Origin of the sequence: Campylobacter sp. RKI_CA19_01116, assembly GCF_025771405.1 — a bacterium.
Classification (GTDB): domain Bacteria; phylum Campylobacterota; class Campylobacteria; order Campylobacterales; family Campylobacteraceae; genus Campylobacter_D.
The window spans coordinates 1-25,566 of sequence record NZ_JAKMQF010000001.1; the positions used below are offsets into that span (position 1 = coordinate 1).

Consider the following 25,566-nt stretch of genomic DNA (forward strand, 5'->3'; position numbering starts at 1 on the left):
GATTTGAAGTTTATGAATTGTTCCAACAACACTTTTTTTAACATAAAAATAAATCACACTAATAATAATAAAAAGCACAATTGCAGAAATTGCAAATATAATAAATGCTAAAGAATCAGCAGGCTTTTCCACTGATTTTTTTGGTGCTATAGTTACAACACTCCAATGATCATTAGAGCCCTCCCAAAGATCAAAATTTACAAGCTGAGCTAAATTTTCTTCATTTGTAGAAGCAGGTATAAAAGTAAATAAACCATTGGTTTTGGTGCTTTGCATGTCTAGTATTGTTTTTGCACTAGGATGAGGATTAATTTCTGTGATGATTTTTCCAACATATTCTGCTTTTGGACTAGATATGATTAAACCATCACTTGAAATCAATAAACGTTGGTCATTTGCAAATAAACTCTTATTTGGATCATTTAATTCTTCTCTCAATAAATCAATGCGCACAAGCATACCTATTGCACCAATTGTTTCGTTATTCTTTCCAAAAATTGGTAAAACAATGTTTACTAAGTATAATTTTTCTCCATTTATAGAATAATCTCTAGGTCTTCCAACGGCAGGTTGCTTGGTTTGTAAAGCTTTTATGAGAGAATTTTGTTGTAAGATTACTTCTTCAGCTTGGATGAATTTAATTGATCCTTTTTGTTGTGGATTTTCATCTTTTGCTAATAATAAAAACTTTCCTGATGGAGTAAGATTTAAAGGATTATTGCTGTGGTATTGGTTAAGATGAATATATGCAAAATAAGTCCAAGAATTTGAATCTAGCATACTGCTTATTAAAATTTTAAGATCTTCTATATCTAAGTTATTATCTTTATTTGCAAAATTTTTAATAACGCCTTGTGCTGTTTCTAGTGTTGAATATGCGTTTTGGGTAATTGCTTGAATCCCATTTGAGTATCTATTGGCGCTACTTAATAAAAGTTTATGAGCTTCATCATTAAGCATTTCTTGGCTTTTTGAGATTATCGTTACAGATAAAATTCCTATGCCAATAAATATTACAGAAGATAAAATTAAAATCATTTTTGTAGTTAAATTAAAATTTTTAAACATTAGTTACCTCTTTCATCTGATGTATTTGACAAAATGGTAACTTTTGTTTTTTAATATTTTTTTATTAGTTTGTTAATTTTTTCCCACAATCTTACCCCTAATTCTTTTGCATTATTTTTATCTAAACTTTTATATTTATGACTAGCAAGTTTTTCAAGCTCACTTAGCTCTTTGGCTAGAATGTTAAGTTTATTTTGTGCTAGCTTGCTAAAGTCGTCAATTTTTGGATTTTGTTTAATTTCATTTATTTTAATAAGGATTTGTTCTCTATTTTCTTGTATGAGACGTTTAAATTTAGCAAATAAAGTGTCAAATTTATTTTCTAATAAATCTTTGAGTATGTCTTTTACGGGATTGTCAAGTTCTGATGATATTTTTTTAAGCATTTGAATAAATTCTTGTTCTATATCTATGAGTTCTTTTTCTTTGTTTTTTAAATCATATTCTAAAGCACTATATGCAAAGCTTGATTTAAATTTTTCAATCGCTAAAGAAATTCCTTCTTGCGCTCCATAAATACTTCCAATACATAAATCATAAGCAAAGGCTTGTGATTCATTAGCAAGTTCAAAAGCTGCATTTAAAACTACTTGGGAGATTTTTAAAATTCTTTCTTTTTCAAAACTTCCTTCACAAATTGCATTAAAGACTAAATTTTTAGCAATCTCACAAGAAGTAAGCTCTATATTTTCTCCTTTTTCTAAGGTTGTGATAAAAGCACTTTCAGCAGTTTCTTTTAAAAGACCTAGTATTTCTATATCATAAAGCATTGCATCATTAATACTTATATTAAATTCATTTAAATTCAAATCCTTTAAGGTTTTTTCTAAGTCAAAAAAATTATCACAAATTTTATGCTTAATGGTGTTTTTTTGCTCTTCGATTTTTACTTTTAATTTGCCATATTCATTAATATAAGCAAAAAATGCTTTTTTGTCCTCTTCCACTCTAGCTTTGATGATACCTTGGATTATTTTAGAAATATTTTCTTCATTTATAAGTTCAAGTTTTTCTAATACCTTAGAAAATATGGCAAAAAGTTCTTCATTGCTAGTATTTTCAAAACTAATTTTTTTATAACTTAGACTAAAAACAAGCTCGCTAATTAAGTTTGGAATTTCGTTTTTTTCACAAGCTAAGAGAGAATTTTCAAAAATAATGGCTAAATTTTTCATAGTTTTCCCTTTTTATAGTACAAATTTGGCTTTACTTTTTAATTGATTAAAAATATTTAAACGGTCACTTTTACTATCTACATAAACACTTAAAAGATAGCTTTTGTATGTTCCTTGTTTGCTAGTATTTGAGATTTTGTATTTAAATTCTCTTTCATTAAGTATTTGAGTAAAAATTTCTAAAGCATCAACCCCAGCTTCAAAAACGACTTTATAATCCCAAAAAGTAGGGTAATTTATAATAGGTTCTTTTTTAAGATCGCAGATATTTACCACTTTTTCCTCCTTCTTTACTTTCTAAAACTATATTAGTAATTTGCATACTTTTATCAATAGCCTTAACCATATCATAAATAGTTAAAAGTCCAATGCTAACAGCAGTTAAGCTTTCCATTTCAACTCCGGTTTTTCCTTCGCATTTTACGGTCACAAAAAGTTTAAAAGAATATTCTTCTTTGTTTTCTTCTATATGGGTTTGTACTTTTGAAATCATTAAAGGATGACACATTGGAATGAGATTTGAAGTTTGCTTAGCTCCCATGATGGCTGCTGTGATGGCAGTTTGCAAAACAGGTCCTTTTTTAGCTTTATTTTCAATGATAGCTTCAAATGCTTCTTTGCTCATGTATATTTTACCGCTTGCACAAGCTTCTCTTTGGGTGATATCTTTTTGACTTACATCTACCATTTTGGGATGGTTTTTTTCATCTAAATGCGTTAAATTCATATTTTTCCTTAAGTAAAGTTTGAAAAATTATACCAAAATGTATATTTTTATATTAAAATACTACTAAAAAATTTTAAAGGATTTATAATGGCTTATGATGATGAAGAATTTGAAAATTACGATGATGAAATGTATGATGAAACAGATGATGATACTTATGTAAATAATCAAAGATCGTATAATTATGATGATGATGATTATGAATACGATGATGATTATAGTGATGATGATACTTATGAGATGGATTAAGAGTGAGTAAAAATCTTAGTAAAAAAGATATAAAAGTTTTAGGTCTTTCTTCTTTGGGAGGGACTTTAGAATTTTATGATTTTATCATTTTTGTATTTTTTGCAAGTTATATTTCTAAAAATTTCTTTCCTGAAAATTTAAGTCCATTTTGGCAAATGTTTAATACTTATGGAATTTTTGCTGCAGGATATTTAGCTAGACCGCTTGGCGGTATAGTTATGGCTCATTTTGGCGATAAATTTGGCCGTAAGAAAATGTTTATGCTTAGTATTTTGCTGATGGTTGTGCCAACTTTTATGCTTGCTTTTATACCTACTTATGAAAGCATAGGGTATTTATGTATAGTATTTTTAGTATTTGTAAGGATTTGTCAAGGTATAGCTATAGGCGGGGAATTGCCTGGTGCTTGGGTTTTTGTATTTGAGCATGCTCCAAAGGGTCAAAAACGTACTTATCTTGGGATTTTAACAGCTTCTGTGGTGGGTGGAATTTTACTTGGTAGTTTTGTATTTTTGATGATGAATAAATTTTTTACACAAGAAGAGCTTTATGAGTGGGCTTGGAGAATTCCATTTTTCTTAGGTGGAATTTTTGGGATCATTTCTGCTTATTTGCGTAAATTCTTAAGAGAAACTCCTGTTTTTGAGCAAATGAAAAAAGATAAAGCCCTAGAAAAATTTCCTTTAAAAGAAGTGTTTAAAAAAGCTAAGCTAGGTATAGTGCTTTCTATGTTAATAACTTGGGTTTTAACTGCTTGTATTGTTGTGATGATTTTGATTATACCTTCTTTTATGGCAAAAATTTTAAGTATTGATGCAAGCATTCAAACTTACATGCAAATGCTTGGCATAGTTGTACTTGTAATTGGTTGTATATTAAGTGGAATTTTGGCTGATAAAATGGGCATAGTGAAAGCTTGTGTGATTTTTTCATTAGGATTTTTCTTAACTTGCTTGTTTTATTTTAATGCTCTTTATACTAAAACACCTGATTTTAATACAGTGAGTGTGTATTATTTGAGTGCTTGTTTTTTTGCCGGAGTAATGAATTTTTGCCCTTTAATGATGAGTGAAGTATTTGATGCTAAGATTAAATTTTCAGGACTTAGTTTTTCATATAATATAGCTTATGCAATAGCTGGTGGGTTTACCCCGCAACTTGCTTTATTTTTACATACTATTGCTTTAGGAAATTTAGAAAATATTGCTCGTTTTTCTTTGGGATTTTATATGTTAGCTATGGCTATAATCTCACTTATTTGTGCTTTGATGTTTAAATATCTTAGTAATACCCAACGCACATACTCTCAGTGATTTTAATACGCTTTTCCAAAGGAGTGGGACTAAAAAAATGGCATTTTTCAATGTAAATATTATAATTATAATCTAGCTTTAAAAGATCGTAAAATGCCTTTAAATTTACAAATTTAACCCCACATACTTCTTTTATATCTAAGATTTTATAAATTTGAGAATTATTTTTTTCTACTAAATGAGATGGGGCTAAAGTGGTAAATGAGCAAAAAGCACTTGCTAACACATAGCCACTTAAATTTTCACATTTTTGTATAAGATGTTGGTGTTTTTTTAAAATACTTTTTTTGTTTAAAAATACCACTCTTGTGCCTTGATAGCGTGCTGCTTGAACGTTTTTCCAAAATTTATAAGCGTTTTTAGAGATATTTGCTAATTGATGTAATTGTACATTTAAGACATAATCATCTAAGAATTGATTGGGTGGTAAAATAGTATAAGTCATAGTTTTTCTTTAGTTTTGTTTTTAAAATTATACTAAAAATTGACTTTTGTTTATATTTTTAATTTCTAAATTTAATACAATAAGTAAAAATTATTTTTAAGGAAAAGCATGAAATTTGAAACTATTAATCATGAGGGTATAAAAAAACTTATGGATATTTTTTATGCAAAGGTTAGAGTGGATAAAGATTTAGGACCTATTTTTAATGAAAAAATCGGCACAGATGATGAGAGTTGGAAAAAACATAAAGAAAAAATAGCAAGTTTTTGGGCAGGGATGTTTTTAGCTGATCCAAGTTATAGTGGTTCACCTTTGAGAGCTCATCATGAATTACCTCCATTTCCAAGAGAATTTTTTGATATTTGGCTTAATTTATTTGACGAGAGTTTGCAAGAAGTTTTTGAAGATGAACCAAGAAATATCATTATAGAAAGAGCTAGAATGATAGCCCAAAGATTTCAAATGATTATTTATGATCATAGATTTGCTTAAGAGTTTAAAAACTCTTAGCGATAGTTAAATGTATGTAAGTTTTCACTATGTGAATATTTATAACTATATTTTCCATCAAGATATATTACCAAACGATAATACCCTTTATGTGAACCAAATACAACTTTTCTAACTTGTGCTGTATTAACTTGCAGTGTTTTGGTGTTAAAATTTTGTTTTTTAGCAAAATCTATAATAATTTTAGTAGGATCTCCTATAGAAAGATGTCTTAGTATTTTATCCTGGGTTTTGATATTGATTTTGTTATTGTAAAAACCAAGAGAAATAAAATTATAAATATTTCCGCTAAAAAGTGGTGTTTCTATGTTTAAAGTAGTGTTGTTTTCTTCTGTTTTTGAGTTTTTATTTCCTTGTTTTTGTGGCACGGTTACAGATACATCAAGTATAGGCGTGGCATTTGGACTTTTAGTTTTTATAAATGAATAGGTATCATGCCAGTTAATACTTTTGTATATATCCAGAGTGGTTTGTTCTTCAGAGCCATCAAGGTTAATGTAAGTAATGGTAATATTTTTTAAAATTCTCGCATCAGAATTAAAGTTAAAATCTTGCCTTTGGAAAGGACTAAGTTTTGCAAATTCGGTATTTTTTTGCTCTATGTTATTATCAAAAGGATTGTCTTTTGCATTTAAAAATACACAAGAAAGTAAAAACAATATAAAAAATTTAATTCTCATGCGAATTTTCTCCCTTAAGTCTTAAAAGTTGCAAATATTCTTTTTGAGCTTGAGCATTCTTAGCTTTTAAAGTCATTATATTTTTTTCTAAAATTTTTTGCTCTTCTTTAAGTGTTAGTAGTACATCTAGAGAAGATTTACCAAAAAACATATTACCAAAATACATAGCAACAATAATAGCTACAAATGATAACGCAATGGTTTTGATGAGTTGGCGATGAGCTTCCTTTTTTTTAGAATGCTCATCATACTCTTTTAATAAATCGCTCAGAGTTTATCTCCTAAGTACTCATCATTATCAAGTTCAATTTCTAATAAGCGATTGTATTTAGCAGTTCTTTCACCTCTTGCTAGAGCTCCTGTTTTGATTTGTCCTGTATTAAGTGCTACTGCAAAATCAGCTATAAAAGCATCTTCGCTTTCCCCGCTTCTGTGACTCATAATACATCTGTAATTATTTCTATGAGCTAATCTTACTGTTCTCATAGTTTGAGTGATTGTTCCAATTTGATTAGGCTTAATCAATACAGCATTTGCCATATTTTTCATGATACCTTCTCTTAAAATATCTTCATTAGTTACAAACAAATCATCACCCACAAGTTGAATTTTATTACCAAGCTTTTGAGTAAGTTTAACCCAACCTTCATAATCATCTTCAGCTAAACCATCTTCAATACTAAAAATTGGATATTTTGCACATAATTCTTCATAACGCGCGATTAAGTCTTCACTTGAGAAAACTTTACCCTCTAAATGGTATTTACCATCTTTATAAAGTTCACTACTTGCTACATCTAGTGCAAGTTTAATTTTATTTTCATAGCCTGCCTTTTTAATACAAGTCATTAAAAGATCAAGAGGCTCTGTATTATTTGCTAAATTTGGTGCAAAACCGCCCTCATCACCTAAAGCGGTAGAGTGACCCAGATTGGCTAATTCTTTTTTCAATACTGCATAAATTTCACAAACTGATCTTAATCCTTCTTTAAAGCTTGAAAAACCAAAAGGCATAATCATAAATTCTTGAAAATCTACGCTATTGTTTGCATGTGCACCACCGTTGATGATATTACACATTGGTACGGGTAATACACTTGCATTTGCCCCACCTAAATAGCGATATAAAGGTACACCTAGTGCATTAGCGGCAGCACGTGCTGTTGCCATAGAAATTCCTAAGGTTGCATTTGCTCCTAGGTTAGAGTAGTTTTTTGTTCCATCAAGCTCTAAAAGAGTATTATCTAGTTGGGTTTGATTAAATGCATCAAGCCCTATAATGTTTTCAGCTATGGTGCCATTGATGTTTTCAATCGCTTTTAAAACACCTTTACCACCAAATCTTTCATCATTATCTCTTAGTTCTAAAGCTTCTTTTTTTCCCGTGCTTGCACCACTTGGAACGATAGCGCTTCCTACACTACCATCGCTTAGCATGATTTCGGCTTTAATGGTAGGGTTGCCTCTACTATCTAAAACTTCAAAAGCTCTTAAATCTTCAATAATCAACATTATTCCTCTCCTTCTTCATCGTCTTCTTTTGCACCCAAAATCATACTATCTATACCGATTGAGTTTTGTATGGCTTGAGTGATTTCATCTGCAATAGCTGGATTTTCTTTTAAAAATGCTTTGGCATTTTCTCTACCTTGACCAAGTTTAGAAGCCTTGTAAGAAAACCACGCACCGCTTTTATCAATAATATCAAGTTTTACACCATAGTCTATTAGCTCGCCCTCACGGCTTACACCCTCGCCAAACATCACATCAAATTCAGCCTGTTTAAATGGAGGGGCTACTTTATTTTTAGCCACTTTTACCTTAACACGGTTTCCAATAGGCTCATCATTTTGTTTTAAAGTAGCTGTTTTTCGTACATCTAAACGAACCGAAGCATAAAATTTTAAAGCATTTCCTCCGGTAGTTGTTTCAGGAGTGCCATAGCCCATCATGCCTATTTTCATACGAATTTGGTTGATGAAAATTACAGTAGTATTCATTTTATGAACGATACCGGTTAATTTTCTTAAAGCTTGGCTCATTAATCTTGCTTGAAGACCTACATGCTGATCTCCCATATCACCTTCGATTTCTGCTTTTGGAGTAAGTGCAGCAACGCTATCTACTACTATTAGATCAATGGCTCCACTTCTTGCTATGGTTTCAACGATTTCTAAGGCTTGTTCTCCAAAATCTGGTTGAGAGATGTAAAGATTTTCTGTATCAACACCTAAATTTTTTGCATATCTTACATCAAGAGCGTGCTCAGCATCGATAAACGCACAAACTCCACCTTTTTTTTGACATTCTGCTATGATGTGTAAGGTAAGGGTGGTTTTACCTGAGCTTTCAGGTCCATAAATTTCTATAATTCTTCCTTTTGGAACCCCGCCAATTCCTAAAGCCAAATCAAGCCCAACCGAACCTGTAGGAATAGAATCAATTTTTTCAACTTCTTTATCGCCAAGTCTTAAAATAGTACCTTTTCCAAAGGTTTTATCAAGACTTTTTAAAGCCGCATCAAGTGATTTTCTTTTATTATCATCCATACTTGTTAATCCTTTTATAATATGTTTAAAATTGTATCAAAAAGAAATTTAATATAAGTTTTTATTTTGAATTTTGCTAAAATACTTTTTTAAATTTTTCAAGGAAAAAAATGAATAAAAAAATTAGCGTAGCACACTCTCCTGATGCTGATGATATTTTTATGTATATGGCGATTAAATTTGGTTGGGTTGGAAATGCTTATGAGTATGAAAATACAGCTTTAGATATACAAACTTTAAATGAACTTGCATTAGAAAATATATACGATGTTAGTGCGATATCTTTTGCGCTTTATCCTTTAATAGCTAGTGAATATGCTTTATTAAAAACTGCTGTGAGTTTTGGCGAGGGTTATGGGCCAAAGCTTATTAAGAAAAAAGATAAAAAATTAAAGCCAAATTTTAAAGTTGCTTTAAGTGGAGCACACACTACTAATGCTTTAATCTTTCGCATAAAATACCCACAAGCTAGGATAGTTTATAAGAATTTTTTAGAGATTGAAAAGGCTGTTTTAGAAGATGAGGTTGATGCGGGAGTGCTTATACATGAGAGTATTTTAGAATTTGATTCTAGTTTGTGTGTTGAGGCTGAACTTTGGGATATTTGGCAAGAATTGGCTAAAGATGATTTACCTTTACCTTTGGGTGGTATGGCTCTCAGAAGATCTTTACCACTTAATGATGCAATAGCAGTTGAAAAAGATTTGATTAAAGCAGTAGAAGTAGCTAATCATAATAGAAAAATCTTAGCTTCTATGCTTTTAGAGCGTAATTTAATACGCGTTGATGCCCAAAAACTTGATGTGTATTTAAATTTATATGCAAATAAAAACTCTATAAATATGAATGATAAACAATACAATGCTATAGATAAGCTTTTTGAGCTTGGGTTTAATCATGGATTTTATGAGAAATTAATAAAAAGCAAAGATTATCTTATACCTAGTGAGTATGAAGAATTTAGAAATTCTTGATAGAATTTAAATTTTTAAGGAGTAAATCATGGAAAGTACTTTAGTAGCCTTGGGTGTACAAACTTTTAAAATCACACTTATGCTTTCTTTACCTATGCTTTTAGCAGGACTTATCGCAGGGCTTATTATAAGTATTTTCCAAGCTGTAACGCAAATTAATGAAGCTACGCTTTCTTTTGTGCCAAAAATTTTACTTGTTGTTGTGGTAATAGTATTTTTAATGCCTTGGATGATAAGTTCTATGATTGATTTTACAACTAATATTTTAAATCAAATTCCAAGCTTTATTAGATGATTATTGATTTTTCTAAGTATTCTTCTGTGCGTATAGGCGAGAGCTTTGAAGTACAAATACTTGAAGAGCTTTGCGAATTTGATGGTTTTTTAATAGGTGGGGCAAATAATCTTTTAATTTCTCCAAAGCCTAAAAAACTTGGAATTTTAGGGAAAAGTTTTGATTATATTAAAATTTTAGAGCAAAATGAAAAAGGTATGTTTTTAGAGATAGGCTCTAGCGTGAAATCTTTTAAAATGTATCATTTTGCTAAAGAAAATAACCTAAAAGGCTTTGAGTTTTTAAGAAATATCCCAGGGACTTTAGGTGGTATTTTAAAAATGAACGCAGGGTTAAAGGATGAGGATATTAGTAAAAACTTAATTAGTATTTGCACTTTTAATCAAGAAATTTTAAAACAAAACATCGCTTTTGCTTATAGGTTTAATCCTATTAAAGAAGTGATGTTTAGCGCGAAGTTTTTTTTAGAATATGGATTTGACCCAGTTAAAGATGAGCTTTTAAAAAATGCAAGAAAAAATCAACCCAAAGGAGCTAGCTTTGGTTCTGTTTTTAAAAATCCTAAAAATGATCATGCAGGAAGGTTGATAGAAGCAGTTAATCTTAAAGGTTTTAGTAAAAATGATGCGATGTTTAGTAATGAACATGCAAATTTTTTAATCAATAAAAAACATGCTAGTTTTGATGATGCTATGTTTTTGATAGAGCTTGCTAAAAAAAGAGTTTTTGAAGAATTTGGGATTGTTTTAGAAGAAGAAGTGGTAATTATATAGTATTTTTAATATCTTCATAAACAATTTTAGCTATTTCTTGGACTAATTCTTGATAAGATTTATTTTTATCATTTGTGCTAAATTGAGTATTGATAGTAAGGATTTTATGATCTTTTAGTTTTTTTGTTTTAGCATTAAAAAGTTTGTATTCTATGTCGGCTTTGACTTCAAAATTGGAAAAAAGCAAGAAATTTTGTTGGCTTGCTTGAATACTTTTTAAATCTAGCAAAATAATAAAATCAGCCTTTTTGAAACGATTAAATTCTAAAAACTCACTTGCATTGATGAAATTTTTATTTGCTTGCAAGATATTTTGGCTATTGATGTAAGATTGATTTTCTTTTTGACTAAGTAAGGCAAAATTATTTTGCTCATTTAAAATAGCACTTAATGCTTTTAGCGTGTCTTTTGCCATAGTTTTAGCATCAATTTTTAAGTTTGAAAAATAAAAATTATATTCTTTTTTATAGCTTGGCACTAAAGCTAAGGTGTTAATGTGTGAGAGTTTATCATAATTTATATTTTGTTCAAGATTGATGATATTAAAATCATCATTATTTTGTAATTTGATGATTTTTTTATTTGCAAAAGAGTTAGCATAAATAGCACTTAAAAAACAAAAAAATATTAAAAAAAATCTCACTAAAAACCTTTTAATTTAAATTCATTCTTAGCAAAAGCTATAAAACTTGGAAGTTTAAAATCAGGACTATTATAATTTAAAGCCTTTTGATCAAAATCGTATAAAATTCCACCATTTTGTTTGACTAAAAAATCTCCCGCGGCTATATCCCAAGCTTTTGGGCCACCAAAACGTGGGTAAATTCCAGCTTTTGCTTCAAGTAAATATACAAATTTCAAAGCAGATGAAACCTTAATACCTTCAAGATGATTTTGAATGAAAAAATCTTCATTATTATCATGATTTTTAGAGTAAAGGGCTATATTTTTAACCTTTTCGTACTGCTCTAAGTTAAGATTTAAAATTTCATTATTTTTATAAACTTTAGTATGAGTATGTGCATAATAAAATGCATTATTTTCCACATCGCCTATGAGTGAAAGTATAGGGGTGTTTTTATGGATTAATGCGATTAAAACACAATATTCTTTATCTTTTTTAGCATAAGATTTAGTGCCATCAAGAGGATCTATAAGCCAAAAATACTCTAAATTTTTTCTTTCTTCATAAGAGAGTATATTTTCTTCAGAGCATATAGCTATATCGCTTGAAGCCAAAATCTCACTAATAGCTTCATTAGACTTTATATCAGCTAAACCTACCGGAGAATCATCGTCTTTAAGCCACAAAGTATTTTTGTCTTTATATTCAAGCAATACTTTTGAGGCTTCCTTGCCCGCTTTTAAGGCTAATTCTAAAAGTGTGTCTAAATTTTTCATAAAAAAAAGTATAGCAATTTTATATAAATACTTAGTAGAATTATTTTCTACTAAGATTATTAATAAATTTAATTAAGCTAATGGCTAAAATTGCTTCAAGTAAAGCAGTAAGCACTAATCCTGAGTATATATCTTGAGTGATGATATTAGTTTGATAAGAAAGCGTAGCTACTGCGATGAGTAAGGTTAGTGGCATAGAATGGCTTAGGCCAAATAAAAAGGTGTTTTTTAAACCAAGTATTTTTACAAAAGTCATAGCACAGAGTATTCTTAGTCCTATCATAAAGGCAGTTAGCGAAAAAGCTATGAGCAAAACTTGAGGGTTTAAAAGCATTTGAAGCTTAAAGCTTGAGCCTATATAGATGAAAAATATAGGGATTAAAAAGCCATAACCAAAACTAGAGAGTTTATGCTCTAAGTCTTTTTTATGATCAAAAAAAGTAGCTATAAATGAACCTGCTATAAAAGCTCCAAGTGCAACTTCAAGTTTAAAATAAATCATAATCGCAACTATGGCTATGAAAATTGCCATACAAAATCTTATATCTTTTTCGTTTTGATCTTGCCAAGGCATGAGTATGGTTTTAAGCTGTGGATACCACCAAAAAAGCACTTCTAAAAATTTAAATCCAAAAATACAAAGTGCTAAAAATCCTACTAAGTATAATAAATTTTGAGTGAGTGAGAAAAGATCGGCTCCTTTTCCCAAAAATGCTGCAGCTATGGTAAGCAAAACTATGCTTACAACTTCAGCTAAAGTGGCTACTACCATAGATACATTAAGCCACTCACAGTTTTTGCCAAAGTCTCTATAAAGCGTTGAGAGTAAACCCACACTCATAACAGGTATAATAATGACAAAAATATAAGAAATATCTATACTTTCAACCGCTAAAACACTAAAAGCATATAAAAGTATAATGTAAATAAAAGCTTTATTAAGTAAGCTTCTTTCAGTGTTTAAAAAGGTTTTAAGATTAATCTCCATACCCGCAATAAACATAAGATAATAAAATCCCGCATTAGCTAAAAGCTTAAAATTCTCACTTTCTCCTATGAAACCCAAAAATCCTATAAAAGAACCAAGCATGATTTCAGTAGCTGAAAGTGGGAGTTTTAAAAATTTAGCAATATAAGGTGAAGTTAGCAAACACCCTGCTACGACTAATAAAATTTTTAAATCCGTAGCAGCTTGAGCATCAATGGCATGAGCTAGCAAAGTTAAATCCCATTTGTTTTAGTTTTTGTATGTCTTTGCTAGGTTCTTCGCCTTTAGTTGTAAGATAATCGCCCACTACTATAGCACTAGCTCCTGCGTCAAAAATTTCATATTGCCTTTCTTTTAGCACTACTTCTCTACCACCTGCTACCATGATATGTGCATTTGGTAAGTCTTTTTTAGTGTCTTTGATGATATTTAACGCCTCATCAGGATCAAGTAAAGCTTGTTTGAGTTTTAAATTTTCATTTGGTATGAAAAAATTAATAGGCGAAGAAAAAGGATCAAGCTCTTTTAAACTTGCTCTAAAACTTTTTCTATCAGCTTCGCTTTCTCCAAGACCATAAATTCCACCACAGCAAAGCATTAAACCTGCTTCTTTAGCATAAAGATTAGTTTGAAATCTTTGCTCCCAAGTATGCGTAGAGCAAATGTTTGGAAAAAATTCTTTGGAAGTTTCTAGATTATGATTATAAGAAAAAATTCCTGCTTTTTTTAATTCTTTGAGTTGTTCTAAATTTGCTATGCCATTGCAAGCTATGAGTAAAAGTCCTTCTACTTCTTTTTGCACTGCATGAGCTACCTTGCACACATACTCAAGTTTTTCATCATCAAGCCCAGCTCCTGCTGTAACTAAACAAAAACCCAAAGCCTCATTTTTCTTAGCCATTTTAGCTTCTAAAACAATTTGATCTATATCTTTTCTTTTGTATTTGTTGATATTAGTTTTCACATGAGCACTTTGTGTGCAGTATTTGCAGTCCTCCCCGCACCATCCACTTGCTATATTAGATATAGCACAAAGCATGATTTGCATTATATTTCCTTTTTGATTTTGCATTTTAAGCACTCTAAAAATGTGCCTTTTTTAAGCTCTTTGATGATCAAAGTTTCGCCACATTCGCTACATTTTTCTTCACTTGGTTTGTATTTGCTTATATAGTTGCATTTTGGATAAGCACTACAACCATAAAATTTACCACGCTTAGAAAAACGCTCCACAATCTCGCCTTCTTGACAGTTTGGGCATTTTACACCTATAGTATTGAGCTTTTTCTCACTTTTTTCTTCATTTTGTATTTCTTGTTTTAAATTTCTTGAGTATTTACATTTTGGAAAATTTAAACAAGCTATAAATTCTCCATATCTTCCTTTTCTTATAGCAAGCTCACCACCACAATCAGGGCAGGTTTCATCTAATTTTGTAAAAGTTTTTTGACTTTTTATATTTTTTTTACCCTCATCGATTTTTCTCATAAAAGGAAAATAAAACTCTCTTAAAACTTCTTGCCAGTCCATTTTGCCTTCTGCAATGATGTCAAGTTTATCTTCCATTTTAGAAGTAAAATCACTATCTACTATATCACTAAAGTTTTGTTCTAAAACTTCTGTTACAACAAAGGCTATTTCATTAGGTATGATTTGCTTTTTATCTATATGTACATATTCTCTTGCACTAAGTAAAGAAATAGTTGGAGCATAAGTTGAAGGGCGTCCTATACCAAGATTTTCTAGCTTTTTAACAAGCCCAGCTTCAGAGTATCTTGAAGGTGGCTCGGTAAAATGTGGGTTTAATTCTATATTTTGGATATTTAATGTATCTTCTAGTTTTAAATTAGGTAAAATTTTATCTTTGTCCATATCCCCATATACTTTATAATGCCCATCAAATAAAATTTTTCTACCACTTATTTTAAAACTTGCTTCATTTGATTTTGCATAGACATTTTGAGTTTGAGATATAGCAGGATTCATCTGTGAAGCTAGGAAGCGATTGTATATTAAAGTATATAATCTTGCTTCATCTTTTTCTAAAAACTCACTTGCAAGTTTTGGAGTAAAGCTAAGATTAGTCGGTCTTATAGCCTCATGTGCTTCTTGAGCGCCTTTGCTTTTAGTGGTGTAAATATTTGCTTTGCTTGGCAAGTATTCTTTACCAAAATCATTTTTGATAAGCTTTCTTACTTCTTCTAAAGCTTCTTTTGCGATATTTAAGCTATCAGTTCTCATATAAGTGATCACACCCATAATGCCTTGATGAGTTTTTACGCCCTCATAAAGTTTTTGAGCTATCATCATGGTTTTTTTAGGGTTAAAACCTAGGCGATTGCTCGCGCTTTGTTGCAAAGTTGATGTCATAAAAGGTGCTTGTGGGGCTATTTTTCTATCTTTACTTTCTATATCTTTTATTTTAAAGTTAGCATTTTTACAAGCTTCAAAGATAAGCTTAGCTCTATCTTCATTAGTTAGACTTAGTTTTTCTATCTTTTGATTTTGAAATTCGACTAATTCAGCTTGTAAGTCTTTTTCAAAAATCATATCTATACTAAAGTATTTTAAAGGAGCAAAAGCTTTGATTTCTCTTTCTCTATCGACGATGATTTTTAAAGCCGCACTTTGCACACGTCCCGCACTTAGACCTTTTTGAATTTTTTGATTGAGTAAAGGGCTTAGTTTATAACCTACTATGCGATCAAGTAAGCGTCTAGTTTGTTGAGCGTTGACGCTATTTACATTTAAAGATCTTGGATTTTTTAAAGCATTTTCTATAGCGCTTTTAGTAATCTCATGAAAAACTATGCGTGGCAGGGAATTTTCATCTTTATTAATAGCCTTGGCTATATGATAAGCTATGGCTTCACCCTCGCGGTCCTCATCGGTTGCAAGGTAGATGGTTTTAGCTTTTTTGGCCTTTTCTTTGAGTTCTTTTACTAAGCTTGAATGATCGTTTGAAATTCTATATTCAGGTTTAAAATTTTCATCTTCTATTTTTATACCAAAGCTAGTTTTAGGTAGATCTCTAATGTGGCCTTTAGAGGCTATTACTTCATAGTCTTTACCTAGAAAATTACCTATGGTTTTAGCTTTAGCAGGTGATTCTACTATGATTAAATTTTTCATTATTTTCCTTGTGAGGATTAAAATTAGTAAAAGTGTATAAAAAAAAGTTAAATTTTTTGCTTAGATGGGTTTTTAAATAAAATATAATTAATGTTATAATTTTCTGTAATTTAATTTCATAGGATAGACAATGTTTTTGCAAAAAAATTTACAAGCTTTAGAATTTACTAACAAACCCTTGCAAGAAAAAATTTTATCTTTAAAAGAAGAATTTATTGGTATCTTTTCAAGTCAAACACCCTTTGTGCCTTTAAAAGATGACTTAATAAAACCTAATATATTTTTTTGCGGTATAGGAGATGGGCTTTTTTTAAAAAAACTTATTAATAAACATATTTTTATTTTCGATAAAGCTGAATTTTTTGCTAATGTTTTAAGTAAGATGGATTTAAGCCAAGAACTTTCAAGTGGAAAAATATATCTTTGCGATGTAGAAGAGAAAAGGTTGGAAGAATATCTTTTTTTACTTTTTTCACAAAAAGATTGTTTTGAATATTTAGGGCTTTTTAAGCTTTTGCCTTATAGTGAATTTTATGATCAAAGTCCTATGTTTGATTTTGTGTATCAAAAATGTTTAGAAATTATAAAAAGAACAGTTAGAAATGTTGATACTAGTTTTGCTACAGATTCTAAAATTTATAGACAGTTTTTATCCAATATGCCTTTGGTTTTACAAAATATCCCATTTCAAAGGTTTATTTATGAAAATAAAGGAAAAAACAAAAGTGTTATTGTGGTATGTGCAGGACCTTCTTTGAATAAACAACTAGAACTTTTAAAAACATATCAAGATGATTATGTGATATTTGCTTTGGATGCTACTTACAAAACTTTGCTTAAGAATGAAGTTTATCCTGATTTTGTTTTTTCGATGGATATAGGTGAAAAATGTAAGTGTTTTTACGAGGATTTACCTTTAAATCCCAAAGAACCTATTTTTATACTTAGTGGAAATATAAATAAAGAATTGATATTAATTTTAAAAGATAAAAAACAAAAAATTTATATTTTACAAAATTTAGATTACCAGCAAAAATTTAATTTAAATGATTTTGGTTATTTAGATATTGGTATAAATGTAGCCCATTTTGCTTATAATTTTGCCATAGCTTTAGGGTTTATTAATGTGATTATGATAGGGCAAGATTTGTCTTTTAGTGAAGATGGAAGTTCGCATGCAGATACAGATGTTTTTAGTTTTGGTGATATTAAAACTATAGAAGATAATAGAAAAAAATCAAAAGTGTTAGCTTATAATAAACAAGGTTATATTCAAACTCATATAGTATGGGATGAATTTAGAAAGCGTTTAGAGGTTTTATTTCTTTCAAATCCACAAATAAGTTTTTATAATGCAACAGAAGGTGGTGCTTTTATAGATTATACTATAGAAAAGCCTTTTAAAGAGGTGTTGGAATTATTAAAAGATACTAAAAAAGATTATATTTTGCCTAATATTTTAAGTTTTAATAGGCAGAAAAAAATATTACTAAAATCACTAGAGCTCTTACAAAAAGATTATTTTGAATTAAATGCTTTATATGAAGATGCACAAAAAATCTTAAATGTTTTGAAACAAAATAAAACCAAAAATCATCTTTATGAAAAATTTATAGATGTTGTTTTGAAATTTAATACAATGATTGATGAAAGTAAAATTTTACAAAGTTTTATGTATAAGCCATTATTTTACCATAGAGGTCTTTTTAATATTTGCCTATATGAAGATCCTCAAAATGCTTTATTAAGATATATAGATTTTCTAGAAATATTTTTAGAATTTACAACATTAAGTTTGAAAAACATGGAAAATTCTATACATGAATATAAAAATATATTAAAAGTATAAAATTTTTTTCTTTATTTTCGATATAGTCTAAACAACGGCATGGAAGCGGTTGAATTTATTTAAAAGGATTTAAAATGGGATTTCGTATAAATACTAACGTGGCATCTTTAAATGCTCAAAACAATGCAAATTTAAACTCAAGAGCGTTGGATAGCTCTTTATCTAGACTTAGCTCAGGTCTTAGAATCAACTCTGCAGCAGATGATGCTTCTGGTATGGCTATTGCAGATAGCTTAAGATCGCAAGCTAATACTTTAGGTCAAGCTATTAACAATGGTAATGATGCTTTAGGTATTTTACAAACAGCTGATAAAGCTATGGATGAGCAACTTAAAATCTTAGATACTATCAAAGTAAAAGCAACTCAAGCTGCTCAAGATGGACAAAGCACTAAAACAAGAAATATGCTTCAAGCTGATATTAACCGTTTGATGGAAGAGCTTGATAATATCGCAAATACAACCTCTTTTAACGGCAAACAGCTTTTAAGCGGTGGTTTCACTAATCAAGAATTTCAAATTGGCGCTCAGTCAAATCAAACCATCCAAGCTAGCATAGGCGCAACCCAATCAAGTAAAATCGGTGTTACTAGATTTGAAACAGGTTCTATGTCTCATACTAGTGGTGTAGCTCAACTTACTATTAAAAACTACAATGGTATTGATGATTTTACATTTCAACCTGTAGTTATTTCATCTTCAGTAGGTACTGGTATGGGTGCTTTGGCTGAAGAGATTAATAGGGTAGCTGATATAACTGGTGTTAGAGCAAATTTCTTAGTTCAAACTACTGGTGCTGGTCCTATCAAAGCTGGCACTACAAGTGATGATTTTACTATCAATGGAGTTAAAATAGGTAAAGTTGAGTATAAAGATGGCGATGAAAATGGAGCTTTGATTTCAGCTATTAACTCAGTAAAAGATACCACAGGTGTAGAAGCTTCTAAAGATGCCAATGGTAGATTAGTGCTTAACTCAAGAGATGGTAGAGGTATAGAAATCACTGGTAGTATGGGACCTGGAGCAGGTATTTTAAAAGATGATTATAAAAACTATGGTCGTTTATCATTAGTAAAAAATGATGGTAAAGATATCTTAATATCAGGAAGTGGATTAAGCTTTATAGGTATGGGTGCAACTGATATGATTTCTCAAGCTTCTGTATCATTAAGAGAATCAAAAGGTAATATCGATACTCATATTGCCGATGCTATGGGCTTTAATGCTTATAAGGGTGGTGGAAAAATGGTAGTTACTTTTTCAAATATCGCGGCTTTTATGAGTGCATCTGGTAGCGGTATGAGTGAAGGTTCAGGTTTTTCTCCTGGTAGTGGTAAAGAAATGTCTAAGGTTTATGAGGGTAACCTGGCTTTTGTAACAGCATTCTCAGCTGCTTTTGGTTTTAGTGCAAAAAATGATGGTTCAAGTCAATTTGCTGCATTTGCTGCTACAGCTACAGCTGGACAAATAGCTGCTAAAGATCAACAAGCTGGTGTTACTACACTTAAAGGTGCTATGGCTGTTATGGATATAGCTGAAACTGCTATTACTAATCTTGATGCTATTAGGGCTGACATTGGTGCGGTGCAAAATCAAATTACTGCAACACTTAATAACATCAGTGTAACTCAAGTAAATATCAAATCAGCTGAATCAAACATCAGAGATGTAGACTTTGCAGCAGAAAGTGCAAACTTTGCTAAGTATAACATCCTAGCTCAAAGTGGATCTTATGCTATGAGTCAGGCTAATGCTGTACAACAAAATGTAATGAGATTATTACAATAGTAAAGAAATCCAAAACACCTTGAATATTCAAGGTGTTTTTCTCACACTTTTATTTTATCTCCCATTTACTTTCTTATATTTGGAACACTTATTGCTTTTATAGAAATCAAGCAATATTTTGAAAGGATTTAAAATGGGTTTTAGAATAAACACCAACATAGGTGCAATGAATGCACATGCAAACTCAACTATAACAGCAAGAGAATTAGATAAGTCTTTATCTAGACTTAGCTCAGGTCTTAGAATCAACTCTGCAGCAGATGATGCTTCTGGGATGGCTATTGCAGATAGCTTAAGATCTCAAGCTGCAACTTTAGGCCAAGCTATTAACAATGGCAATGATGCCATAGGTATTTTACAAACAGCTGATAAGGCTATGGATGAGCAACTTAAAATCTTAGACACTATCAAAGTAAAAGCAACTCAAGCTGCTCAAGATGGACAAAGCACTAAAACAAGAAACATGCTTCAAGCTGATATTAACCGTTTGATGGAAGAGCTTGATAATATCGCAAATACCACAGCATTTAATGGTAAGCAACTTTTAAGTGGAAATTTTACTAATCAAGAATTTCAAATTGGCGCTCAATCAAATCAAACTGTAAAAGCTAGCATAGGACCAACTCAATCAAGTAAAATCGGTGTTACTAGATTTGAAACAGGTTCTATGTCTCATACTAGTGGTGTGGTTGAGCTTAATATCAAAAATTATAATGGGGTGGATGATTTTAAATTCCAACCTGTAGTTATTTCATCTTCAGTAGGTACTGGTATGGGTGCTTTGGCTGAAGAGATTAATAGAGTAGCTGATGTAACTGGTATTAGAGCAAATTTCTTAGTGGAAACTACTGGTGCTGGTCCTATAAAGGCTGGAGTTACAAGTGATGATTTTACTATCAATGGAGTTAAGATTGGTAGGATAGAATACCAAGATAGCGATCAAAACGGAGCATTGATTTCAGCTATTAACTCAGTAAAAGATAGCACAGGTGTAGAAGCTTCAAGAGATGCCAATGGTAGATTAGTGCTTAACTCAAGAGATGGTAGAGGTATAGAAATCACTGGTAGTATGGGACCTGGAGCAGGTATTTTAAAAGATGATTATAAAAACTATGGTCGTTTATCATTAGTAAAAAATGATGGTAAAGATATCTTAATATCAGGAAGTGGATTAAGCTTTATAGGTATGGGTGCAACTGATATGATTTCTCAAGCTTCTGTATCATTAAGAGAATCAAAAGGTAATATCGATACTCATATTGCCGATGCTATGGGCTTTAATGCTTATAAGGGTGGTGGAAAAATGGTAGTTACTTTTTCAAATATCGCGGCTTTTATGAGTGCATCTGGTAGCGGTATGAGTGAAGGTTCAGGTTTTTCTCCTGGTAGTGGTAAAGAAATGTCTAAGGTTTATGAGGGTAACCTGGCTTTTGTAACAGCATTCTCAGCTGCTTTTGGTTTTAGTGCAAAAAATGATGGTTCAAGTCAATTTGCTGCATTTGCTGCTACAGCTACAGCTGGACAAATAGCTGCTAAAGATCAACAAGCTGGTGTTACTACACTTAAAGGTGCTATGGCTGTTATGGATATAGCTGAAACTGCTATTACTAATCTTGATGCTATTAGGGCTGACATTGGTGCGGTGCAAAATCAAATTACTGCAACACTTAATAACATCAGTGTAACTCAAGTAAATATCAAATCAGCTGAATCAAACATCAGAGATGTAGACTTTGCAGCAGAAAGTGCAAACTTTGCTAAGTATAACATCCTAGCTCAAAGTGGATCTTATGCTATGAGTCAGGCTAATGCTGTACAACAAAATGTAATGAGATTATTACAATAGTAAAGAAATCCAAAACACCTTGAATATTCAAGGTGTTTTTCTCACACTTTTATTTTATCTCCCATTTACTTTCTTATATTTGGAACACTTATTGCTTTTATAGAAATCAAGCAATATTTTGAAAGGATTTAAAATGGGTTTTAGAATAAACACCAACATAGGTGCAATGAATGCACATGCAAACTCAACTATAACAGCAAGAGAATTAGATAAGTCTTTATCTAGACTTAGCTCAGGTCTTAGAATCAACTCTGCAGCAGATGATGCTTCTGGGATGGCTATTGCAGATAGCTTAAGATCTCAAGCTGCAACTTTAGGCCAAGCTATTAACAATGGCAATGATGCCATAGGTATTTTACAAACAGCTGATAAGGCTATGGATGAGCAACTTAAAATCTTAGACACTATCAAAGTAAAAGCAACTCAAGCTGCTCAAGATGGACAAAGCACTAAAACAAGAAACATGCTTCAAGCTGATATTAACCGTTTGATGGAAGAGCTTGATAATATCGCAAATACCACAGCATTTAATGGTAAGCAACTTTTAAGTGGAAATTTTACTAATCAAGAATTTCAAATTGGCGCTCAATCAAATCAAACTGTAAAAGCTAGCATAGGACCAACTCAATCAAGTAAAATCGGTGTTACTAGATTTGAAACAGGTTCTATGTCTCATACTAGTGGTGTGGTTGAGCTTAATATCAAAAATTATAATGGGGTGGATGATTTTAAATTCCAACCTGTAGTTATTTCATCTTCAGTAGGTACTGGTATGGGTGCTTTGGCTGAAGAGATTAATAGAGTAGCTGATGTAACTGGTATTAGAGCAAATTTCTTAGTGGAAACTACTGGTGCTGGTCCTATAAAGGCTGGAGTTACAAGTGATGATTTTACTATCAATGGAGTTAAGATTGGTAGGATAGAATACCAAGATAGCGATCAAAACGGAGCATTGATTTCAGCTATTAACTCAGTAAAAGATAGCACAGGTGTAGAAGCTTCAAGAGATGCCAATGGTAGATTAGTGCTTAACTCAAGAGATGGTAGAGGTATAGAAATCACTGGTAGTATGGGACCTGGAGCAGGTATTTTAAAAGATGATTATAAAAACTATGGTCGTTTATCATTAGTAAAAAATGATGGTAAAGATATCTTAATATCAGGAAGTGGATTAAGCTTTATAGGTATGGGTGCAACTGATATGATTTCTCAAGCTTCTGTATCATTAAGAGAATCAAAAGGAAGAATAGACCCACAAATGGCCGATGCTATGGGCTTTAATGCTTATAAGGGTGGTGGAAAAATGGTAGTTACTTTTTCAAATATCGCGGCTTTTATGAGTGCATCTGGTAGCGGTATGAGTGAAGGTTCAGGTTTTTCTCCTGGTAGTGGTAAAGAAATGTCTAAGGTTTATGAGGGTAACCTGGCTTTTGTAACAGCATTCTCAGCTGCTTTTGGTTTTAGTGCAAAAAATGATGGTTCAAGTCAGTTTGCTGCATTTGCTGCTACAGCTACAGCTGGACAAATAGCGGCAAATGATCAAGCTCCTGGTGTTACTACACTTAAAGGTGCTATGGCTATGATGGATATAGTTGAAACTGCTACAGCAAATCTTGATGCTATTAGAGCTGACATTGGTGCGGTGCAAAATCAAATCACTGCAACACTTAATAACATCAGTGTAACTCAAGTAAATATCAAATCAGCTGAATCAAACATCAGAGATGTAGACTTTGCAGCAGAAAGTGCAAACTTTTCTAAGTATAACATCTTAGCTCAAAGTGGATCTTATGCTATGAGTCAGGCTAATGCTGTACAACAAAATGTTCTAAAACTTTTACAATAAATCCAAAGTGGGTAAAAACCCACTTTATATTAATTTTCTTTTTTCTAAGATATCTTGTAAAGGCATAATAGCAATTTTTAAAGCTTTTTCTTGAACTAAGGTTAATTCCGCAATGTCTTCAAGCCAAGTTTTATGTGCTAGTATCCAAGCTGTAAGTTTATTTTGTTTATCACTTTCATTATGTATAGGAGTAACATAAATTTGAGAAATAGTACTTTCTAAATGAAATAAAGAAGGAGAGATAACTTCTCTTAAAAAAATATATTTTTGACTTTCTAGTGTTGCTTTGAGAGTGTCTATTTGAGCACTTAATTCTTGAGGAGTGTAGCGGATTTTGCTTTTATTATTAAGTGCCTTGTGTAATCTTTTGCACTCTTTAAAAAATTTATTACTTGCTTTGATGTGTTGTTTGATTTTTTTATAAGCTTGTAACATAAGATCGTTACTATCTTTGCGTTTTGGTTTTTGTATTTTTGAAAAAGGCTTTTTGATTTCATTAGTAAGTAAATTTTTGCAAAGTTCTTTAAAAGGTTTTTCTATGGTTCCTTCTATCCTAGCTCCGCCCTCTGTAGCATTATAAATTTTTACCTTTGTTTGTTTGTGGAATAAATTTTCAAAAATTTGTTTAAAAATAAGCCATATTTCAGAGCTTTGTACATAGCCTTTTCCGCCATATGCTAGGGTTTCATATTTGCCATGATCGCGCTCAAAATCTCCTTCATGATAACTTTCGTGTAAAAAGCCATCGCTGTGTGTTTTGCCATCATTAGCATAGGCTAAGTCTTGTCCTATTAAAATGATATTTTCATGTCCTAATAATTGAGCTAGCTCATAATTTAGATGAGCAACACTCATTCCTCCGCTAACATAACCAAAATCATGCAAACCCAAAGAATAAGCAAACGCATAAGCTCTAGAAACTAAAATATATTTTCTTTCATTTTTTTCTAAAAAATTAATACTATCTTGATAGACTAAAGAAACCAAAATAAAAGTTATATCTTTATCAAAATCACCAAAATCATTATCAAAACATTTAGCTACTATATCATCTCTTTCAAGCATACAAACATAATCAGGTTTTATACCTGCTTTTGCTAAGATAGGATAAGCGCTATCAGCGCAAAAGATAGTTGCTTTATTTGCATATTTCTTAAGTAAAGGAAGTTGTTTTTGTAGTGATGGTCCTGTAGCCACTAATATAGCATTTTTGCTTTTATGACTTCTTTTTTGTTTTAACTCTTTAAAGCTTGGGTGTGTTAGCATTTTGGGTAAGTTTAAAACAAATTGTTCCACTCCTTGCATAGCATCTACTGGGTCATTTCCTTTTCGCAAAGCTATATTTTTAATCACTTTGGAATTTAAGGTGTTGATGTATTGAATTTCTTTTTTTTGATCTTCATAAAAATATGAGTGAATATGTAAATCATAAGTTCTTAAAAACAAACCCAATAAACTACAAATTAAATCCGCCTTAACATAATTTAATTCTTTAGTATGAACAACAATTAATCTTCCCTCTAAAAGCTCTTTGGAAAAATCAATCATATTAAAGACCAAAAATATAAGTTCTATATCTTTTTCATAAACAATAACCCTTTCATGGGTTTTATTGGTTAATAAATTTTTATAAAAAATTCCATTACCTAAGCCATAAAAAAATAACACAGGGTATCTTAGGTATTTTTTATTAAAAATTTCTATTTGTTCTTGTAATTCTTTTAGTGGATCTTTATATATGTTTTTTAGATTTTTATAACAAATATTGCAGTTTAAAGGATCTTTATCAAAAACATAAATATAATCTTTTGCTTCTTTGATTTTACCTAATTTTCTTTTTAAGCTCTGGTGTTCGCTTCCTTTTAAAGCTTTGATATTTTTTTTAAAAATTTCTGTTTTCATATTACCCTTTCGCCTAAAGAAAATCGTCATTTTTTCAAATAAAAATAGTGTGGTTTT

Annotated in this window: 25 protein-coding genes; 10 read left to right on the forward strand and 15 right to left on the reverse strand. The window is 30.9% G+C overall.

The genetic code is table 11. From position 1 onward, the window contains the following. The 4 genes from L8U41_RS00005 to moaC form a co-directional block, all read right to left on the reverse strand. Positions 1-1,068: cache domain-containing protein (locus L8U41_RS00005; RefSeq protein ID WP_263727464.1), on the reverse strand; the 1,068-nt coding region annotated here is incomplete at its 3' end. Positions 1,069-1,118: 50 nt separating this feature from the next. Then, complete coding sequence (locus L8U41_RS00010) at positions 1,119-2,243, reverse strand: hypothetical protein (protein WP_263727465.1); 1,125 nt, start codon at positions 2,241-2,243, stop codon at positions 1,119-1,121. Between the two features lie 12 nt (positions 2,244-2,255). Further along, entirely contained in the window at positions 2,256-2,519 is a 264-nt protein-coding gene (locus L8U41_RS00015; protein WP_263664263.1) for a DUF493 domain-containing protein, read from the reverse strand. Beyond that, entirely contained in the window at positions 2,497-2,970 is a 474-nt protein-coding gene (moaC, locus tag L8U41_RS00020; RefSeq protein WP_263683281.1) for a cyclic pyranopterin monophosphate synthase MoaC, read from the reverse strand. The genes L8U41_RS00015 and moaC overlap by 23 nt, the downstream gene beginning before the upstream one ends. Positions 2,971-3,057: 87 nt before the next feature. Here moaC and L8U41_RS00025 point away from each other — a divergent pair, with 87 nt between their 5' ends. Further along, on the forward strand, positions 3,058-3,219 hold the full coding sequence (locus L8U41_RS00025) for a highly acidic protein (protein ID WP_039667884.1): 162 nt from the start codon (positions 3,058-3,060) through the stop codon (positions 3,217-3,219). Between the two features lie 2 nt (positions 3,220-3,221). After that, the gene (locus L8U41_RS00030) at positions 3,222-4,532 is read left to right on the forward strand and encodes an MFS transporter (protein ID WP_263727466.1); all 1,311 of its coding nucleotides are present in this window, start codon (positions 3,222-3,224) and stop codon (positions 4,530-4,532) included. Here the strand turns inward: L8U41_RS00030 and L8U41_RS00035 are convergent. After that, a complete protein-coding gene (locus L8U41_RS00035) occupies positions 4,501-4,977 on the reverse strand; it encodes a cysteine permease (RefSeq protein WP_263724735.1) in 477 nt (158 codons plus the stop codon). The genes L8U41_RS00030 and L8U41_RS00035 overlap by 32 nt on opposite strands. A gap of 108 nt (positions 4,978-5,085) precedes the next feature. On the opposite strand from L8U41_RS00035, the gene L8U41_RS00040 reads away from it, so the two are divergent. Continuing rightward, positions 5,086-5,469, forward strand: a complete 384-nt coding sequence (locus L8U41_RS00040) for a group III truncated hemoglobin (RefSeq protein WP_263679710.1) — start codon at positions 5,086-5,088, stop codon at positions 5,467-5,469. A gap of 14 nt (positions 5,470-5,483) precedes the next feature. Here L8U41_RS00040 and L8U41_RS00045 read toward each other — a convergent pair whose 3' ends face one another. The 4 genes from L8U41_RS00045 to recA form a co-directional block, all read right to left on the reverse strand. Next, on the reverse strand, positions 5,484-6,167 hold the full coding sequence (locus L8U41_RS00045; protein WP_039667888.1) for an AMIN domain-containing protein: 684 nt from the start codon (positions 6,165-6,167) through the stop codon (positions 5,484-5,486). Continuing rightward, a complete protein-coding gene (locus tag L8U41_RS00050; protein ID WP_163197158.1) occupies positions 6,157-6,318 on the reverse strand; it encodes a hypothetical protein in 162 nt (53 codons plus the stop codon). Before L8U41_RS00050 ends, L8U41_RS00045 begins: the two co-directional genes overlap by 11 nt. A gap of 116 nt (positions 6,319-6,434) precedes the next feature. Beyond that, positions 6,435-7,679: a phosphopyruvate hydratase gene (gene eno / locus L8U41_RS00055; protein ID WP_263727467.1), complete on the reverse strand. Its 1,245-nt coding sequence runs from the start codon at positions 7,677-7,679 to the stop codon at positions 6,435-6,437. After that, positions 7,679-8,716: a recombinase RecA gene (gene recA, locus L8U41_RS00060; protein WP_039617275.1), complete on the reverse strand. Its 1,038-nt coding sequence runs from the start codon at positions 8,714-8,716 to the stop codon at positions 7,679-7,681. The genes eno and recA overlap by 1 nt, the downstream gene beginning before the upstream one ends. Positions 8,717-8,826: 110 nt before the next feature. Here recA and L8U41_RS00065 point away from each other — a divergent pair, with 110 nt between their 5' ends. Genes L8U41_RS00065 through L8U41_RS00075 form a run of 3 tightly spaced genes read left to right on the forward strand, consistent with a single transcriptional unit; the run spans position 8,827 to position 10,758 of the window. Further along, entirely contained in the window at positions 8,827-9,690 is an 864-nt protein-coding gene (locus L8U41_RS00065; protein ID WP_263727468.1) for a menaquinone biosynthesis family protein, read from the forward strand. Positions 9,691-9,715: 25 nt separating this feature from the next. After that, the gene (fliQ, locus tag L8U41_RS00070) at positions 9,716-9,985 is read left to right on the forward strand and encodes a flagellar biosynthesis protein FliQ (protein WP_263664267.1); all 270 of its coding nucleotides are present in this window, start codon (positions 9,716-9,718) and stop codon (positions 9,983-9,985) included. Continuing rightward, entirely contained in the window at positions 9,982-10,758 is a 777-nt protein-coding gene (locus tag L8U41_RS00075; protein WP_263727469.1) for a UDP-N-acetylmuramate dehydrogenase, read from the forward strand. The genes fliQ and L8U41_RS00075 overlap by 4 nt, the downstream gene beginning before the upstream one ends. Here L8U41_RS00075 and L8U41_RS00080 read toward each other — a convergent pair. From L8U41_RS00080 to topA, 5 genes are read right to left on the reverse strand one after another with little or no spacing between them, the layout of a single operon-like run. Next, the gene (locus tag L8U41_RS00080) at positions 10,751-11,401 is read right to left on the reverse strand and encodes a hypothetical protein (RefSeq protein WP_263727470.1); all 651 of its coding nucleotides are present in this window, start codon (positions 11,399-11,401) and stop codon (positions 10,751-10,753) included. The two genes, L8U41_RS00075 and L8U41_RS00080, sit on opposite strands and share 8 nt — an antisense overlap. Further along, complete coding sequence (locus L8U41_RS00085; RefSeq protein WP_263727471.1) at positions 11,401-12,159, reverse strand: 3'(2'),5'-bisphosphate nucleotidase CysQ; 759 nt, start codon at positions 12,157-12,159, stop codon at positions 11,401-11,403. Before L8U41_RS00085 ends, L8U41_RS00080 begins: the two co-directional genes overlap by 1 nt. Before the next feature lie 40 nt (positions 12,160-12,199). Further along, complete coding sequence (locus L8U41_RS00090) at positions 12,200-13,378, reverse strand: cation:proton antiporter (protein ID WP_087685281.1); 1,179 nt, start codon at positions 13,376-13,378, stop codon at positions 12,200-12,202. Beyond that, complete coding sequence (locus L8U41_RS00095) at positions 13,359-14,195, reverse strand: biotin synthase (protein WP_263727472.1); 837 nt, start codon at positions 14,193-14,195, stop codon at positions 13,359-13,361. The genes L8U41_RS00090 and L8U41_RS00095 overlap by 20 nt, the downstream gene beginning before the upstream one ends. Then, a complete protein-coding gene (topA, locus tag L8U41_RS00100) occupies positions 14,195-16,279 on the reverse strand; it encodes a type I DNA topoisomerase (protein WP_412175013.1) in 2,085 nt (694 codons plus the stop codon). The genes L8U41_RS00095 and topA overlap by 1 nt, the downstream gene beginning before the upstream one ends. Before the next feature lie 130 nt (positions 16,280-16,409). On the opposite strand from topA, the gene L8U41_RS00105 reads away from it, so the two are divergent. The 4 genes from L8U41_RS00105 (at position 16,410) to L8U41_RS00120 (ending at position 23,607) form a co-directional block, all read left to right on the forward strand. Next, complete coding sequence (locus L8U41_RS00105; protein ID WP_263664252.1) at positions 16,410-18,128, forward strand: motility associated factor glycosyltransferase family protein; 1,719 nt, start codon at positions 16,410-16,412, stop codon at positions 18,126-18,128. Between the two features lie 74 nt (positions 18,129-18,202). Next, entirely contained in the window at positions 18,203-19,915 is a 1,713-nt protein-coding gene (locus L8U41_RS00110) for a flagellin A (RefSeq protein ID WP_263727473.1), read from the forward strand. Positions 19,916-20,048: 133 nt separating this feature from the next. Then, the gene (locus tag L8U41_RS00115) at positions 20,049-21,761 is read left to right on the forward strand and encodes a flagellin A (protein ID WP_263727474.1); all 1,713 of its coding nucleotides are present in this window, start codon (positions 20,049-20,051) and stop codon (positions 21,759-21,761) included. Between the two features lie 133 nt (positions 21,762-21,894). Beyond that, positions 21,895-23,607 carry a flagellin A gene (locus L8U41_RS00120; RefSeq protein ID WP_263727475.1) on the forward strand — a complete coding sequence of 571 codons (1,713 nt, stop codon included), beginning with the start codon at positions 21,895-21,897 and terminating at the stop codon, positions 23,605-23,607. A 24-nt stretch (positions 23,608-23,631) separates the two neighbouring features. Here L8U41_RS00120 and L8U41_RS00125 read toward each other — a convergent pair whose 3' ends face one another. Continuing rightward, the gene (locus L8U41_RS00125) at positions 23,632-25,509 is read right to left on the reverse strand and encodes a motility associated factor glycosyltransferase family protein (protein ID WP_263663519.1); all 1,878 of its coding nucleotides are present in this window, start codon (positions 25,507-25,509) and stop codon (positions 23,632-23,634) included. Positions 25,510-25,566: the final 57 nt, after the last annotated feature.